We start from the raw sequence: 16,217 nt of genomic DNA on the forward strand, positions 1-16,217 counted from the left end.
ATGGAGCGGCGTTATGTCAGACGAATTTGTTCTCTCCCTCCGCCACTGCCTGCACCATCTGTACGGCGTGGCGCGCACTCTTCCCTGGGTAAATTTTCTCCCTCTGGTCCTGCTCGCGCTGGTGATTTTTCCGCTCACCGGCTGCGGTGACAAACAGGAAAATAAGCCTGCCCCAGTGCGTACGGTGCGCTACGTCGTCGTACGTACAGCCCAAACCCTCCCCGCGCTGGAAAGGACCGGTGAGATCCATGCCCACGATGAAACGACGCTGAGCTTTCAAACCGGGGGGCGAATACTGACGCGCAGCGTTGATATTGGCGATCGGGTTAATGCCGGACAGCTGCTGGCCACACTTGAAAATACCACCGGACAAAATCAGCTCGACAGCGCAACGGCCGACTATGAAGGGGCCACAGCCTCAGCGCAGGTTGCCGCGCTTAACGTCAGCCGAATGCAAAAGCTCATGCCGACGGGCGCAATAGCCCGCACGCAACTCGACAGCGCCCGCGCGGACTGGCTTGTCGCCCGCGCGCGATTAAAAAGCAGCGAGGCCGCGTTGCGTAACGCCCGCGAAAGCCTTGGCTGGACGCGCCTTATCGCTCCACAAACCGGCACGATCACCGAGGTGAGCACCTCTGCGGGCCAGGTTGTCAGCGCGGGACAGACGGTGCTTACGCTGGCAACCGGCGAAGCCCGCGACGTAGCGTTTGATATCGCCACGCCCGATGCGATACCGCCGCTGGATAAGGCGGAATTGCGGATTTCCCTGCTCAGCGACCCGTCGATACAGGCATCTGCCGTGCTGCGGGATATCACCCCGCAGGCCGATCCTCAGACCCGCACCTGGCGCGTCAGAGCCACCCTGATAAACCCGCCAGCGGCGATAGCGCTGGGTGCCAGCGTCATCGTCACCCTGCCCTCGACTGGCCCGCGAGGTTACGTCATTCCCGCATCGGCGCTGAGCCGAACAGGAGATAGACCGGCGGTGGTTGTGATTAACCCGCATTCGCAGGCGCAGCTGCGTGCGGTGGTGCCTGCCTGCTATACGGCCTCGTCGGTGATTATCGCCTCCGGCCTTGAGCCAGGCGACCGGGTGATTACGGCTGGCGTGAGCAAACTCCGTTCCGGAGAGCCGGTGGTACCCGGGGAGGTTCAGCCATGAACACGAAACCGGAAGCGAAATTTAACCTGTCCGCATGGGCGCTTAACCATCAGCAGATGGTCAGTTTCTTCATGCTGCTGATCGTGGCGATGGGCGTGTTCTGCTATGAAAAACTGCCGCGTAATGAAGATCCGGTTTTTACCATTAAAACGGCGGTCGTCTCCGCGCAGTGGCCGGGCGCGTCCGTAACGGACACCACCCATCTGCTGACCGATACGCTTGAAAAAAAGCTGCAGGAAACGCCCTGGCTTGATTATCTCGAAAGTGAAACCCGTGCCGGGAGCGCGGTTATCCATGTGAATCTCCGTGACAATACCCCGCCGCAAATGGTGCAGGACATCTGGTATCAGATCCGCAAAAAAATGCAGGACATCGCGCCGTCTTTACCGGAAGGCGTTCAGGGCCCGGCCGTGAACGACGAATTTGACGATACGTTCGGCACGATTTACGGCTTTATTCCCGACGGCTACACCTTACGGGAAGTGCGGGATCGCGTTGAGACAATACGTCGTGAGCTCGCCTCCTTGCCAGATATCGGCAAAACCACCCTGCTGGGCGAACAGCAGGATCAGATGGTTCTCGCCTTTTCTCCGGCCCGTCTGGCGGGTATGGGACTGGATATTCAGGCGGTCGCCGATGCGCTGCGGGCGCAAAACGCGGTTGTCCCGGCTGGCGTTATGCGTACCGGGCAGGAGAACATCGCGATCAAGGTCAGCGGGGCGCTCACGTCCGAAGAGAGTTTACGCGCCGTCACGCTGCACATTAACAATCGCTATATTCCGCTGACCGATATCGCCACCGTCACCCGGGAAGCCGCCGAGCCGCCGGCCCCCGCGTACCGGGTAAACGGCAAACCGGCCATCGGGCTGGCGGTGTCAATGGCGCCAACGGGCAACATGCTGCGTTTTGGCGCCGCGCTGAACGCCAGAATGACAGTCCTCAGCGCCGGGCTGCCGCACGGTATTGAGATGGTGAAAGTTGCCGATCAGTCGGCGGTGGTCAGTGACGCGGTAAGTGGTTTTGTCCGGGTGCTTATTGAAGCTGTTGTTATCGTGCTGGCGGTTTCATTTGTCTCGCTGGGTTTGCGGGCTGGGCTGGTGGTGGCTGCGGCCATTCCGCTGGTGCTCGCCATGACGTTTGCCGGCATGATGCTCGCCGGCATCGGGCTTCAGCGTATCTCGCTTGGGGCGCTGATCATTGCGCTGGGTCTGCTGGTGGATGACGCCATGATCGCCGTCGAAACGATGGTCTCCCGACTGGAAGCCGGGGATTCCCGTCGACATGCGGCCACCCATGCATTCAAAACGACGGCCTTCCCGATGCTCACCGGAACCCTGGTGATGATTGCCGGGTTTATTCCCGTTGGTTTTGCGGCCTCCAGCGCCGGTGAATATTGTTTTTCCCTGTTTGCGGTAGTGCTGATTGCCCTGCTCTGCTCCTGGGTAGTCGCGATCCTGTTTTCGCCGCTGACGGGCACGTGGCTGCTGCCGGAGAAGGTCAGACATCGCGCGGCAGGCCCTGGAAGGATCGCGTGCGGGTACGGGCGGCTTTTAAGGCTGGCGCTACGTCACCGGCTCGCCACCGTGCTGATTGCGCTTTCCGCGCTGGGGCTGTCCGTGTACGGCACGACGTTTATGCAGGGTGAGTTCTTCCCCGCGTCGGACCGGCCTGAGCTGCTGGTCAGCCTGACGCTTCCGGCCAACGCGTCGCAGCCCGAAACGTTAAGAGAGGTGGAAAAGCTGGAACACGCGCTGGCCGGCAACAGCAATGTCGAGCGCTACTCGACGTACGTCGGGTCAGGAGCCATCCGTTTTTACCTGCCGATGGACGTGCTGCTGGAAAATGAAAACATCGCCCAGATTGTGGTGGTGGCGAAGGATCTTCAGGCGCGGGATCGTCTGCATGGGCAGTTGAACAGGCTGCTGGCGGCGCAGTTTAGCGACATCATCACGCGCGTGTCGCCCCTGGAGCTTGGGCCGCCCGTCGGCTGGCCAATCAAATACCGTGTGAGCGGGCCTGATTATCTGCAGGTCCGGGCGCTTGCGAACCGTCTGGCCGACGCGATTGGCCAATCGCCGCTGTCGCGCGAGGTTAACCAGACGGCCGGAGAGCCGGAGAGGATCATTACTCTGAAGGTGAATCAGACGGCGGCCAGGGCGGCAGGAATATCGTCAGAAGCTCTCGCCCGCACCTTGAATACCCTCTGGTCCGGCAGCGTTGTCACCTCGGTCAGGGATAACGATCGCCTTGTCGACGTGGTACTGCGGGCCACGGACAATGAACGTCACAGCACCGCCACCCTCTCCTCGCTGACCGTTCAGGGGAATGACGGTAAAAAAATTCCGCTCAGCGCCGTCGCGACGCTGGTCTGGAGCGTGGACGATCCGGTCATCTGGCGTCGACAGCGGTTGCCTTTTATTACGGTGCAAACTGACCTCGCGCCGGGGCTGAGGGCCGAAGCGGTATCGGCGGCGCTGCGTCCGGCGATCGACACGCTGCGCGCGGAGCTGCCTGCCGGTTACAGCATAGAAGAAGGCGGCGCGGTTGCCGAATCAGATAAGGGGAACAGCTCCGTTTTTAGCGTTCTTCCGGTGACGCTTGTCATCATGTTGATGCTGCTGATGCTTCAGCTGCGCCGATATTCCCGGATGCTGCTGGCGCTTCTGATGGCCCCGTTTGGTTTACCGGGGATCGTGCTGGCTATGCTGCCCGGCGGCACGCCGATGGGATTTGTCGCGCTGCTGGGCGTCATCGCCCTGGCGGGGATGGTCGTGCGTAACGCGGTGATACTGATTAGCGAGGTAGACAGTAATCTTGCTCAGGGGATGGCAAACGATGCCGCGATTGTGGCGGCCGCGGAGCATCGGGCCAGACCCATCTGTCTGACCGCCTGCGCCGCCATTCTGGGCATGATCCCGATCTCTCATCAGGTATTCTGGGGGCCAATGGCCTATGCGATTATCGGCGGGCTGCTGGTCGCGACGCTGGTAACGCTGACCGTATTACCCGCGTCGTTTAGCCTGCTGTTACAGTGGGGGGACTCAGCGCAAAGCCGCAGAAGAAAGGTGAGCTGAGGCTCAATCGTTCCCCGGCAGATTACACAGCCGTCAGCGCAAAACGGTTCCTCAGGATCCGTGGGATCTCATCCTCCGTCAGCTGCTGCGGCTAAACTGCGCAAACGAACCCACGCCTCGCCTGCTGAATGCCATGGAACAGATTGGCGCGCGGTGTCATGAACTGGCGGGCTCCTCTCCGGTGGCGGTTTTACACTAAACTTTCCAGCCACTCGGTAAAGGCCCGCACCTTGCGGGAGAGATGGCGGTGTGGATAGAGAAGCGACAATTTACGATCCGGGGAGCGATGCTCCGGTAACACTTCAACCAGTTGGCCGCGGTCAATATAGGGCTGCAGAAAAAGATTCATCCCCTGTATTAACCCTAACCCGGCCAGGCCCGCCGCAATGTAGGCTTCGGAGTTATCCACGACTAGCTTGCCGGGCAGCGTTATTTCCGCAATGCCTTCTGGCGTAGTAAACGTCCAGGGTTGAATTTTTCTGCTGTTGTTATTAATCCAGTTGATGGCCTGATGTTTGTATAAATCATCCAGCGTTTCTGGCGTACCGTGTTTTGCCAGCCAGGCCGGGCTGGCACAGGTCGTGATTTTTATGTTCCCGATTTTGCGCGCGACATAGTCACCATCGTCCAGCTCCCCCACTCGCAGCACGCAGTCCAGGCCATCGCGTAGCATATCCCGACGGCGGTCAGAGCTGCTCAGTATGATGTCGATTTCAGGATGCTGCCGATAAAAATCCGGCAGGTTGGGTATGACCCTCAGCGCCGCAAAAGCGATGGGCATATCCACCCGCAACTGACCGTGTATTGCCCGGCCAGTGCCAAACGACTCCAGTAAATCGTCCGCCTGCGCCAGCAGGGGTTTACTTCGGCGATAAAACGCCTCGCCGTCCGGCGTCAGGCTAATCCGCCGCGTTGTTCTCTGCAGCAAACGCGTGCCGCTGTGCTGCTCCAGATGCTGTAACGCTTTGGTGACCGCCGGACGGTGGATCTGCAGATTTTCCGCCGCCTGGGTCAGGCTGCCCGACTCGACAATTTCAATGAAAACTCTAATTGATTCAAAGAGATTTAGTTGCATTGGTTGTCTCTTTTGCCGTCACAGGAATGTCAGGATTGTTACTTATTTTATAACAGTGATGAATCTTTTTGGCTATTTTTCCTAACAATCTTCCGCCCTACACTCTCCTCCATTCAAACGTGAGGAATGTTCTGCTATGAAAAATAACCGTATCTGTCAGATCCTGGGGATCGAAAAGCCTGTTATTCAGGGACCGTTATCCTGGCTTACTGATGCCCGTTTAGTGGCCGCGGTCAGCAATGCAGGAGGACTCGGCGTGCTCGGCCCCAACGCAGGGTTAACCGCCGATACCGCGGTCTCCACGCCGGAAGAAACCGCCGAAAAAATGCGGGAAGAAATTCGCAAAACCAAACGGCTGACCGAAAACCCCTTCGGCGTGAACCTGATCCCCACCGCCGTTAATGACGTCTGGACCGGGCCAATTCTTAAGGTGATAAAAGAGGAAGGCGTCAGGGCCGTGGTGTATACGGGCTATGGTGAAGGCAGCATTATTCCTGCGCTGTTCAGTGAATTAAAAGAGGCGGGTATTGCCATTATCTACCGCGACATCAATCCCACGCCGGAGAACACCCTTCTGGCTGAAAAAATGGGAGCAGACATTATCGTCGCCACCGGTTTTGACGAGGGCGGGACGCTACCCGCAACGGCGCTGGGTACCTTTTCCATCGTGCCGCTGATTGCCGATGCCGTGAAGCATGTTCCGGTGATGGCGGCGGGCGGTATTACCGATCGCCGCACCGCCAGAGCGGCGCATGCGTTAGGTGCGGAAGGCGTGTTTGCCGGTTCGGTCTTTATCAGTACCGTAGAAAGCCGCGTGCCGCAGGAGGTCAAAGAGAAAATTGTTGCCGCCAACGGCCTGGACCTGCTGCTTTTCCGCACCGTCCCTCACTACTATCGTTCTCTGCCCGGCAAGCTGGCGGAAAAACTGGCGGCGATGGATAAAGCTGGCGCAAGCAATGAAGCGCTGGGCAAGGCGATGGGAGGATTGCGGGGCCTGCGCCTGGGCATGCTGGAAAATAACACCGATGAAGGTTATATCGCGCTCGGCACGGGGATCGGGAATATCCGCAGCGTGAGAAGCGTGGTCGAGGTTGTCGATGCGTTAACGGTTGAGTAAGCCCTTAACCCTGATGCTATGGACGCTGCACAGGAGCGGCGTCCGTAAACCGTCTTCGGCTCTTTGTCACACATAGCCGCCTTTCATCTCGCTACCGGCAAATCCGCGTACCGCGTCGTATAGGCCGGTGACAGCATCTCCCGCTTCATCGCCCAGGCTTTCTCAATCCCCTGCCCGGCAAACCATATTTTCCCTTTGCCGGAATGATTTAAGCTGTCGATGGTTTCCATCAGCGCCGCGCTGTTGGCGCTCGGGCGGTTATCGTCAAACAAATTCAGCTGGGCAACGCCGCTGCTGAAAAAGTCTGCCAGCATCACCCCCGCTTTCATATAGCGATATCCGTCAAGCCAGATACGACCCAGCGCCTCCGTGGCGGCACGGATGATATCGCGCGAATCATTGGTGGGCGTCATCAGGGTGACGGAAGCCTGATTGCCGTAATAAATTTCGTTGTCGGCATGCGGGCTGGTGCGCACAAACACGCTGATAAAGCGGCAATACTGATGCTCGCCACGCAGTTTTTCCGCAGCACGTTCTGCATAGGCGCAAATGGCCTGATGCATCTCCTCGTACTGCGTAATACGGTGTCCAAACGAACGACTACAGATAATTTGCTGCTTCGTGGGAGTAAACTCTTCCAGATCGAGGCAGGGCTCACCTCGAAGCTCGCGCGCCGTGCGCTCCATTACCACGTTAAAATGTTTGCGGATGACCCAGGATGACGCTTCCGCCAGCTCCAGCGCCGTGGTTATCCCCATCGCGTTAAGCTTTTTCGTGATGCGTCGTCCTACGCCCCACACCTGCTCCACCGGAACCTTTGCCAGCAGCTTACGCTGCCGTCCACGATCCGAGAGATCGACCACGCCACCGGTGGCTGACCACCGCTTCGCCGCATAGTTGGCCAGCTTCGCCAGCGTTTTAGTCGGCGCAATCCCGACGCCCACACTTAAGCCTGTGTTTTTAAAGACCTGCGTACGCATCTGATGACCGAATGCTTCCAGCGAGATGCAGTTGCTGACACCCGAAACGTTCACAAATGCTTCATCGATGGAGTAGATCTCAATGGCCGGCGCGAGATCGGTCAGCGTCTGCATCACCCGGCTGCTGAGATCGGCATACAGCGCATAGTTGGAGCTAAAGACGTAAACCCGCGACGGATACCCCTTCTCTTTGAATTTAAAATAGGGCTCCCCCATTTTTATGCCGAACTGCTTTGCCTCCCGCGACAGCGAAATAATACAGCCGTCGTTATTGGACACCACCACGATGGGCTTACCCACCAGATCGGGGCGAAACACCCTCTCGCAGGAGGCATAGAAGCTATTCACATCAACCAGCGCGAACATGTTTATGCGTTTTGAGCGTATGAGTGACGACACCGAAGATTTGCAGCTCCTCTTCGGACTGAAAGGCGATCGGCTGATAGCGGGCATTACGCGGCAGCAGCCGCAGAACCGGGCGGGTCTGTAGCTCTTTCACCGTAAACTCGCCGCCGACCGACGCCACAACAATGTCCCCGTGCTCGGCATTTAACGAGCGGTCTACCACCAGCAGATCGCCGTCGCTAATCCCTGCGCCGATCATGGAGTCCCCGCTCACTTTGATAAAGTAGGTCGCACTGGGGTGCCTGACCGCCAGCCGGTTAAGATCGAGACGATCCTCCACATAATCCTGCGCAGGGCTTGGAAAGCCACAGGCAACACGCTCAAGATATAAAGGTAATTCAATAAGTTGCTTTGGATGATAAGAAAAGAGAGTGTCCATAAATGCCTTTCCCGCCAGATACTGTATATAAACACAGTATTACGGATTACGGCACAGGATCAAGGTCATTTCCGACAAAGACCGCAAACGCGTTGAAGTTTGAGCGGATTTAATTTAGCAATCTCTCCTGCTGGCGATCGCAGATGGGCCAACCAAAAGTCATAAAAAAGTCATTAGCCAACACTTTAAAATCACTTTATGTGAAAAAAAAATCATAAAATCACTATGCAAACACTATCAATTGACTTCGGCATCAGAATAACGCATATTTTAGGGCACGAATTATCAAGACTTTTGGAGGACGTTTTCTATGCCAGCCCGTGACTATCCCGACAAGCGAGTTGCCCGCGGTTTAGCAAAGGAGGCCGATCTCAGGATGTTGAGCGCCCGCATTGAGCCTGACCTGATGGAATACATCAGAATCACCGCCTTTGAGACGCGAAAAAGCAAGCAGGAAATTGTGGCAGAAGCGTTAGCGCTTCACAGACAGAAAAGTCAATGCGGAGTCTGAGCAGGCAAAGCCTGGAAGTGTCCTTCCGGCTTTGCCCATGCTGTGATTAACCCATCAGCGCATTCAGTTTTTCAAGTGCTTCAGGCGGCAATTGCACCTCTCCCGCCGCGAGGTTTTGCCGCAGATGCGCCACGGATGACGTGCCGGGGATCAGCAGGATGTTCGGCGACCGTTGCAGTAGCCATGCCAGCGCAACCTGCATCGCCGTTGCGCCCAGGGAATCCGCGACGGCCTGCAGGCCGGTGGACTGCAGTGGCGTGAAGCCTCCCAACGGGAAGAACGGCACATACGCAATCCCCTGCTGCGCCAGTAAATCTACCAGCGCATCGTCGCCGCGGTTCACAATGTTGTACATGTTCTGCACGCAGACGACCTGCACCATCTTCCGCGCTTCCGCCACCTGCGTGGCCGTGACGTTGCTCAGGCCAATGTGACGTACCAGCCCCTGCTGCTGTAATTCTGCGAGGGTGGAAAGCGGTTCAGCAATCGATCCTTCTGCCGGGCCGTGTGCGCTAAACATGATCCGCAGGTTCACCACGTCCAGCACATCCAGCTTCAGGTTGCGCAGGTTGTCATGCACCGCCTGGGTCAGCTCCTGCGCGGAAAAGGCCGGCAGCCAGGCCCCTTTGTCATCGCGACGGGCACCGATCTTGGTGACGAGGGTAAGATCGTCCCGGTAAGGATGAAGCGCCTCGCGGATCAGCTGGTTCGTCACATGTGGGCCGTAAAAATCGCTGGTATCGATATGATTCACACCCGCCGCCACGGCTTCGCGCAGCACGTCCAGCGCGGCCTGTTTATCCTTCGGCGGGCCAAATACGCCCGGCCCGGCAAGCTGCATTGCCCCGTAGCCCAGTCGTTTAACCGTTCGCGTTCCGAGCGCGTACGTCCCGCTTTTATCAATGCTGCTCATGTTAACCTTCCTCATAAAATGATCCGGATTTACAACAGGTTCCTGACCGAAGCCCTAAGTTAAGCGCGAGTTAAATTAAAGTTTAAATTCTATACGACGATAGTATGGGTGTACCTCTGCATCTTTTCTAACGGACGACCGCTATGCTGAAAAATCTGCACGTGATTACCGGAATTATCTTTGCCCTCACCATATTCTGTCTGCTGCAAGTTGTCACGGGAGGGTTGTTCTACTCTGCCGTCAGCAACGATCGCCATAACTTCCAGAACTCCGGCGTGCTGAATGCCCAGCAGGAAAGCCTGAGCGACAGCGTGAACACGCTGGTGAAAACGCGCGTTACCGTCACCCGCGTGGCAATCCGCTACCTGAAGAACCAGCGCGACCCGGCATCCCTTGCCGCGATTAACAAACTGCTCGGCACCGCAGGCGACTCGCTGGCTAAAGCTGAAGCCTATAACAAAGAATGGCAGAAAATGCCGCAGGTTAACGGCCAGAATGCGGCGTTAACCGACGAGATGCAGAAGTCATGGAATCAGATGCACGAGGTGATGCGTTTGTCGATTGAGTATCTGCGTGCCGACAACTACCAGGCCTATGGCGATCTGGACGCTCAGCAGGCCCAGGACGATATGGAAGCGGTTTATAACCGCTGGCGCGCCGAGAACAACACGCTGCTGAAGGCGGCAACCGAAGAGAACCAAAGCAGCTTCACGCAGATGCAGTGGACGCTGGCAGCCATTTTCCTGGCCGTTATCGCCGTGCTGGTGGTGATCTGGCAGGGTTTACAGCACCTGCTGTTAAAACCGCTCAACGCCATCATGAACCATATTCGCGCCATTGCGGGAGGCGATCTGACGCAGGATATCACCCTCTCTGGCCGCAATGAGATGGGTCAGCTGGCGGCTGGCCTGCACGAGATGCAGCAGTCGCTGGTGACGACCGTCAGCGCCGTACGCGGCAGCACCGACTCCATCTACACCGGCGCGGGTGAAATTGCCGCAGGGAGCAACGATCTCTCTGCCCGCACCGAAGAGCAGGCCTCCTCGCTCGAAGAGACAGCCGCCAGCATGGAAGAGCTGACCGCAACGGTTAAACAGAACTCCGATAACGCCCGTCAGGCGACGCTGCTGGCGAAGAATGCCTCTGAAACAGCGGCTCGCGGCGGCCACGTCGTGGATAACGTGGTGCGCACCATGAACGAAATTGCCGACAGTTCGCAGCAAATCGCTCATATTACCGGCGTGATTGACAGCATTGCGTTCCAGACCAACATTCTGGCGCTTAACGCCGCGGTGGAAGCCGCACGCGCAGGCGAGCAAGGCCGCGGGTTTGCGGTTGTCGCCGGTGAAGTTCGTACGCTGGCCAGCCGCAGCGCGCAGGCGGCGAAAGAGATCAAAGGGCTTATTGAGAACTCCGTCAGCCGGGTGAACACCGGTTCTGAGCAAGTCAGCGAAGCGGGCGCGACTATGAAGGAGATTGTCGCCGCCGTCACCCGCGTCACCGATATCATGGGCGAGATTTCGTCCGCATCGGATGAGCAGAGCCGCGGAATTGAGCAGGTGAGCCTGGCCGTGTCGCAGATGGACAGCGTGACGCAGCAAAACGCCGCGCTGGTGCAGCAGTCCGCCACGGCGGCAGCGGCGCTGGAAGATCAGTCCGAACAGCTGCGTCAGGCCGTGGCCGCGTTTCGTCTGAACGGTAAAGCAAACGCCACCGCCCCACGCCCGGCCAACGTTAAAACGCCGCAGCTGCTGCGTCCGGCAACGGCTAACGCCACCCCCGACAGTAACTGGGAAACCTTCTAAGCCTCAGGCGGGCGAAGATATCGCCCGCTAACGGCTGCGCTTGGCGTGCCGTTCCCAGTTCTCCTGCTTCGCGTCGTCGGATTTTCGCAGGGAAACATAGCAAGCCCCGCTGCCGCCGTGATGCGGCAGCGCCACGCAGAACGCCTGCACTTCCTCGAACTCGGTTAACCAGCGTGCCAGATAGCTACGCACCACATTAGGATGCGAATTTTGCTCGCGCCCTTTCCCGTGGATGATGATGAGGTTACGTAATCCGTCACGACTGGCCTGGCGAATAAAGGAATACAGCATCTGGCGGCAGCGTTCAGCGGGCTGACGCAACAGATTTAAGCTGGCCTGTCGGGAGTATTTACCCGAACGCAGCTTGTCAATAACGCCCTGCTGGACGCCTTCGCGCTGGAACGCCAGCGGCTCGTCAAGTGGCAATAGCTCAAGGAAACCCAGGGTCAGAAAGTTGTCGAGCTGTTCGGTATCGATGTCCTGGCGAGCCCGGGTATTACGGCTTTGCTGCCAGTGGATATCGGTGCAGCGTTTCAGGGGCTGGACATCCTCCATGGCGTCAAGAAAAAGGGATTTGTCGTCAGGGTTCATGGAAATCCTCCGGCTACATCTGGGCTTGTACTATACCTGCGCCAGACAGGTGTCTCAATAACCCTTAGAAGATGAGGCACGAGATAAATATTAACCCGATGAATATATATAGTCATTATAAAATGTACTTAAACCTGACTTAACTAAAACCCCAACAACAGTAAAATAGGTGATTTGCGTTAAATTTTTCTAAAATCAGTCATTCACCTTCCTTTCATTTTTCGGGAAAGGTGTTATAACTAAATTTACCTGCCTCATGGATATAATACCCAGGACTTGCGAAAGGACGCACTGCTGTGTGTACTATAGGGTCTGTCTGATGTCGGGCAGACTCTGTTTTTTTATTATGCGACATTCACCCTGAAATTATTTTTCTCGCTTCCCTTCTGAATTGCGTAATTAATGATTCGGCAAGCGGAGTTTGACGAGAATCCCGGCGCTGAATTAAATAATATGCGGCTTTTGGAAGCGACTCGGCAACCGGAAGAATGACCAGACGGTGCGCCAGCAGCGGATCACAGCCTAACTCCTGCGGAAGGATACTTAAAAAATCACTTTGCGCAACAAGGCTAATGCAGGAAGAAAAGGTTTCGCACACTACGCCAATCCGCGGTATTTGCGAGCGGTGGCTAAATAGATCTTCTAATTGTTTATAATAACTTCCCCGCGGCGTTGGCATTGTCCAGTTATAATGCAGCAGATCGTTAATGGATGTTGCCCCTGTCGCCGGATGCCCTTCCCGGCAAAATACCGCAAACGGTTTTTCGAAGAGTTTTTCAAACGTAAATTCATGGTCGTAAGGCCCCTGATAATAGGTGTTAATGGTGAAGTCCAGTTCGCCCTGGCGTAATTCATTGATCATCGACACCAGCTGCCCTTCCATAATTCGCACCTTAACCTGCGGGTGCTGGGCGTGAAAACGGGTGATGACGGCGGGCATCAGGCTGCGTGACACGCTGGCCCCCATCCCGATATTGATCTGCCCGGCCAGATCCCCCTGCCGCTGGCGAATGTCATCCTGCGCCGCACGCAGCTCTTCCAGAATCAGCCTGGCGCGCTGGTAAAACCCTTCCCCGCACTCGGTCAGCGCAACGCCTTTACTCCGGCGAACAAAAAGCTGCGCCGCCATGCCCTCCTCCAGCTCTTTGATGGATTTGGTCAGTGCCGGCTGCGAGAGATTCAGCGTCCGGCTGGCACCGCGAATGCTGCCCTGACGCGCCACTTCAACAAACGCCCGGATTTGATGAAATTTAATCTGAAATGACATAGCCCAACCGATAACCGTTGTTTATCAGAGTAAAGAAACTGTCATCTACTTTAATGGAAAGGGATGTGCGAGGGTAATTCCTGAACGGTTAAAACTGTGAAAAAACGGTTAGTGATAAGTAAAAACTATCACGACGTGAAGCAGTTCACATTTTTTAATGATGACAGGAACAGATATGGACACACTGGCGCAGTACATCCAGACATTAGCCCCCCAACTGATCGCATGGCGTCGCGATTTTCACCATTTTGCGGAATCCGGCTGGGTAGAGTTCCGTACCGCCGCAAAGGTCGCGGAAATTCTTGACTCCCTGGGCTACGAACTGGCGATGGGTCGCGACGTGATCGATGCCGAAAGCCGTATGGGGCTGCCCGATGACGCTACCCTTTCGCGAGAGTTTGCCCGTGCGCGGTCACAGGGCGCGCCTGAGAAATGGCTGGCACCGTTTGAAGGCGGATTTACCGGCATTGTGGCGACCCTGAATACCGGACGACCGGGCCCGACGCTGGCGTTTCGCGTCGACATGGATGCCCTTGATTTAAGCGAAGCGCTCGACGACAGCCATCGCCCGTTCCGCGACGGTTTTGCCTCCTGCAACGCGGGAATGATGCACGCCTGCGCGCACGACGGCCACACCACCATTGGCCTGGGGCTGGCAAAGGTGCTTAAGCAGAACGAAGCGCAGCTCAACGGTACCGTCAAGCTGATTTTCCAGCCTGCCGAAGAAGGCACCCGCGGCGCGCGCGCCATGGTCGCCGCCGGGGCGCTGGACGGCGTGGACTATTTTACCGCCATCCATATTGGTACCGGCGTCCCCGCCGGAACGGCGATCTGCGGCAGCGATAACTTTATGGCAACCACCAAGTTCGACGTGAACTTTACCGGCGTTGCCGCACACGCGGGCGGCAAACCGGAGGATGGACGTAACGCCCTGCTTGCCGCCGCGCAGGCCGCCCTAGCCCTGCACAGCATCGCCCCGCACAGCGAAGGCGCTTCCCGCGTCAACGTCGGCGTGATGCAGGCGGGTAGCGGCCGCAACGTGGTGCCCGCAAATGCACTGATTAAGGTTGAAACCCGCGGCGAAAGCGAAGCAATAAACCAGTATGTCTTTGAACGCGCGAAGGCTGTCATTACCGGCGCGGCCGCGCTCTATGGCGTGAGCGCGGAGATGCGCCTGATGGGGGCCGCCACCTCCAGCGCGCCTACGCCGGCCTGGGTTGATTACCTGCGTGAACAGGCGAGCCAGGTATCGGGAATTGTGCACGCAATCGATAAAGTGAAAGCGCCAGCAGGCTCTGAAGACGCCACGCTGATGATGGCCCGCGTGCAGCAGAACGGCGGCATGGCATCGTATATGGTGTTCGGCACGGATTTGAGCGCCGGACATCACAACGAAAAATTCGACTTCGATGAGCAGGTCATGGCTGTCGCCATTGAAACGCTGGCGCGAACTGCGCTCAATTTCCCGTGGACGCGAGGTGTGTAATGCAGGAGAACTACGCTTTTATTGCCGATGCCATCGACACGCGATGTCAGACGCTAACCGATATTGCCGACGCAATTTGGGATCATCCCGAAACCCGCTTTGAAGAGTTCTGGTCCTCCAGACGGCTCGCTGACGAGCTGGAAGCCGAGGGCTTTACGCTGACCCGCGAGGCAGGCGGTATCCCAAACGCGTTTATCGCCAGCTTCGGCAGCGGAAAACCGGTTATCGCTCTGCTGGGCGAGTACGACGCACTGGCCGGGCTAAGCCAGCAGGCGCACTGCGCGACGGCCCAATCCGCCACGCCGGGGGCGAACGGCCATGGCTGCGGGCATAACCTGCTGGGCACCGCGGCGCTTGCGGGCGCGGTGGCGGTAAAAAGCTGGCTGGAGCAGCACGGCGGCAGCGGAACGGTGCGTTTTTACGGCTGTCCCGGTGAGGAAGGCGGCTCCGGGAAAACCTTTATGGTACGTGAAGGTCTGTTTGATGACGTTGATGCCGCCGTCACCTGGCACCCGGAGGCCTTTGCCGGGATGTTTAACGTCAGCACACTCGCCAACATTCAGGCGGCCTGGCGTTTTCACGGCGTGGCGGCACATGCAGCCAACTCGCCCCATTTAGGGCGCAGCGCGCTGGACGCCGTGACGCTGATGACTACCGGCACCAACTTCCTTAACGAGCACATCATAGAGAAAGCGCGCGTCCATTACGCCATCACCGACACCGGCGGGATTTCGCCCAACGTGGTGCAGGCGCAGGCTGAAGTGCTGTACCTGATCCGCGCCCCGGAGATGGCCGACGCGCAGCAGATCTACCAACGCATCGAAAAAATTGCCCAGGGCGCGGCAATGATGACCGAAACCACCGTGGAATGCCGCTTTGATAAGGCCTGCTCCAGCTACCTGCCGAACCGCACGCTTGAGGCTGCGATGTACCGCGCGTTGCAGCACTACGGCACGCCGGAGTGGACCGATGAAGAGCGCGACTTTGCCCGCGAAATCCGCGCCACGCTGACGCCCAACGATCTGCAGAACAGCCTGAAAAACATTGCCGCCACGGGGGGAGAAGCAGGCAAAGCCTTTGCCCGCCGCCATCAGGAGACGCTGCTGGTGGATGAAGTCGCGCCCTATGCCATCACCGATAACGTGCTGGCGGGTTCAACGGACGTGGGTGACGTCAGTTGGAAAATGCCGGTCGCCCAGTGCTTCAGCCCCTGCTTTACCGTCGGCACGCCGCTGCACACCTGGCAACTGGTGGCGCAAGGACGAACCTCCATCGCCCATAAAGGCATGCTGCTGGCCGGGAAAGTGATGGGCGCAACCGCACTCAATCTGCTGCAGGATGCAGACCTGCTGAAAACATGCCGTGAAGAGTTCGAACAACAAATAGAAGAAAAACCGTACGCGTGTCCGATCCCACCGGACGTGACACCGTCACCTTTAAAATAAAAAACAC

13 protein-coding genes are annotated in these 16,217 nt (G+C 57.6%); 7 read left to right on the forward strand and 6 right to left on the reverse strand.

Annotated features, from left to right (window positions below; all coding sequences use genetic code 11):
* Nucleotides 1–13: 13 nt before the first annotated feature.
* A complete protein-coding gene (locus A6013_RS00715) occupies nucleotides 14–1,162 on the forward strand; it encodes an efflux RND transporter periplasmic adaptor subunit (RefSeq protein WP_069732365.1) in 1,149 nt (382 codons plus the stop codon).
* A complete protein-coding gene (locus A6013_RS00720) occupies nucleotides 1,159–4,236 on the forward strand; it encodes an efflux RND transporter permease subunit (RefSeq protein ID WP_069732366.1) in 3,078 nt (1,025 codons plus the stop codon). Before A6013_RS00715 ends, A6013_RS00720 begins: the two co-directional genes overlap by 4 nt.
* A 190-nt stretch (nucleotides 4,237–4,426) precedes the next feature.
* Here A6013_RS00720 and A6013_RS00725 read toward each other — a convergent pair whose 3' ends face one another.
* A complete protein-coding gene (locus A6013_RS00725) occupies nucleotides 4,427–5,311 on the reverse strand; it encodes a LysR family transcriptional regulator (protein ID WP_045261464.1) in 885 nt (294 codons plus the stop codon).
* A 136-nt stretch (nucleotides 5,312–5,447) separates the two neighbouring features.
* On the opposite strand from A6013_RS00725, the gene A6013_RS00730 reads away from it, so the two are divergent.
* Nucleotides 5,448–6,428 (forward strand): nitronate monooxygenase family protein, encoded by a 981-nt coding sequence (locus tag A6013_RS00730; RefSeq protein ID WP_069732367.1) that lies wholly within the window; start codon nucleotides 5,448–5,450, stop codon nucleotides 6,426–6,428.
* A gap of 83 nt (nucleotides 6,429–6,511) precedes the next feature.
* On the opposite strand, the gene umuC is transcribed toward A6013_RS00730, so the two are convergent.
* Complete coding sequence (gene umuC, locus A6013_RS00735) at nucleotides 6,512–7,774, reverse strand: translesion error-prone DNA polymerase V subunit UmuC (protein WP_069732368.1); 1,263 nt, start codon at nucleotides 7,772–7,774, stop codon at nucleotides 6,512–6,514.
* Nucleotides 7,758–8,192 carry a translesion error-prone DNA polymerase V autoproteolytic subunit gene (gene umuD, locus A6013_RS00740; RefSeq protein WP_028012955.1) on the reverse strand — a complete coding sequence of 145 codons (435 nt, stop codon included), beginning with the start codon at nucleotides 8,190–8,192 and terminating at the stop codon, nucleotides 7,758–7,760. Before umuD ends, umuC begins: the two co-directional genes overlap by 17 nt.
* A gap of 310 nt (nucleotides 8,193–8,502) precedes the next feature.
* On the opposite strand from umuD, the gene A6013_RS00745 reads away from it, so the two are divergent.
* Nucleotides 8,503–8,703 (forward strand): hypothetical protein, encoded by a 201-nt coding sequence (locus A6013_RS00745; protein ID WP_028012954.1) that lies wholly within the window; start codon nucleotides 8,503–8,505, stop codon nucleotides 8,701–8,703.
* A 46-nt stretch (nucleotides 8,704–8,749) separates the two neighbouring features.
* Here the strand turns inward: A6013_RS00745 and A6013_RS00750 are convergent, their stop codons facing one another.
* Nucleotides 8,750–9,616, reverse strand: a complete 867-nt coding sequence (locus A6013_RS00750) for an aldo/keto reductase family oxidoreductase (RefSeq protein ID WP_028012953.1) — start codon at nucleotides 9,614–9,616, stop codon at nucleotides 8,750–8,752.
* Nucleotides 9,617–9,759: 143 nt separating this feature from the next.
* Here A6013_RS00750 and A6013_RS00755 point away from each other — a divergent pair, with 143 nt between their 5' ends.
* Nucleotides 9,760–11,421, forward strand: coding sequence for a methyl-accepting chemotaxis protein (locus A6013_RS00755; RefSeq protein WP_028012952.1), 1,662 nt, complete (start codon nucleotides 9,760–9,762; stop codon nucleotides 11,419–11,421).
* Nucleotides 11,422–11,448: 27 nt separating this feature from the next.
* Here A6013_RS00755 and smrA read toward each other — a convergent pair whose 3' ends face one another.
* Together smrA and A6013_RS00765 are read right to left on the reverse strand one after the other, a co-directional pair.
* On the reverse strand, nucleotides 11,449–12,012 hold the full coding sequence (smrA, locus tag A6013_RS00760) for a DNA endonuclease SmrA (protein ID WP_045630204.1): 564 nt from the start codon (nucleotides 12,010–12,012) through the stop codon (nucleotides 11,449–11,451).
* A 355-nt stretch (nucleotides 12,013–12,367) separates the two neighbouring features.
* Nucleotides 12,368–13,279 (reverse strand): LysR family transcriptional regulator, encoded by a 912-nt coding sequence (locus A6013_RS00765; protein ID WP_045261470.1) that lies wholly within the window; start codon nucleotides 13,277–13,279, stop codon nucleotides 12,368–12,370.
* A gap of 175 nt (nucleotides 13,280–13,454) precedes the next feature.
* On the opposite strand from A6013_RS00765, the gene A6013_RS00770 reads away from it, so the two are divergent.
* Nucleotides 13,455–14,765, forward strand: a complete 1,311-nt coding sequence (locus A6013_RS00770; RefSeq protein WP_048956312.1) for a M20 family metallo-hydrolase — start codon at nucleotides 13,455–13,457, stop codon at nucleotides 14,763–14,765.
* Nucleotides 14,765–16,210 carry a M20 family metallopeptidase gene (locus A6013_RS00775; RefSeq protein ID WP_069732369.1) on the forward strand — a complete coding sequence of 482 codons (1,446 nt, stop codon included), beginning with the start codon at nucleotides 14,765–14,767 and terminating at the stop codon, nucleotides 16,208–16,210. Before A6013_RS00770 ends, A6013_RS00775 begins: the two co-directional genes overlap by 1 nt.
* The last annotated feature ends 7 nt before the right edge of the window (nucleotides 16,211–16,217 follow it).

Origin of the sequence: Enterobacter sp. IF2SW-B1 (assembly GCF_001743375.1) — a bacterium.
Classification (GTDB): Bacteria; Pseudomonadota; Gammaproteobacteria; order Enterobacterales; family Enterobacteriaceae; genus Enterobacter; species Enterobacter bugandensis.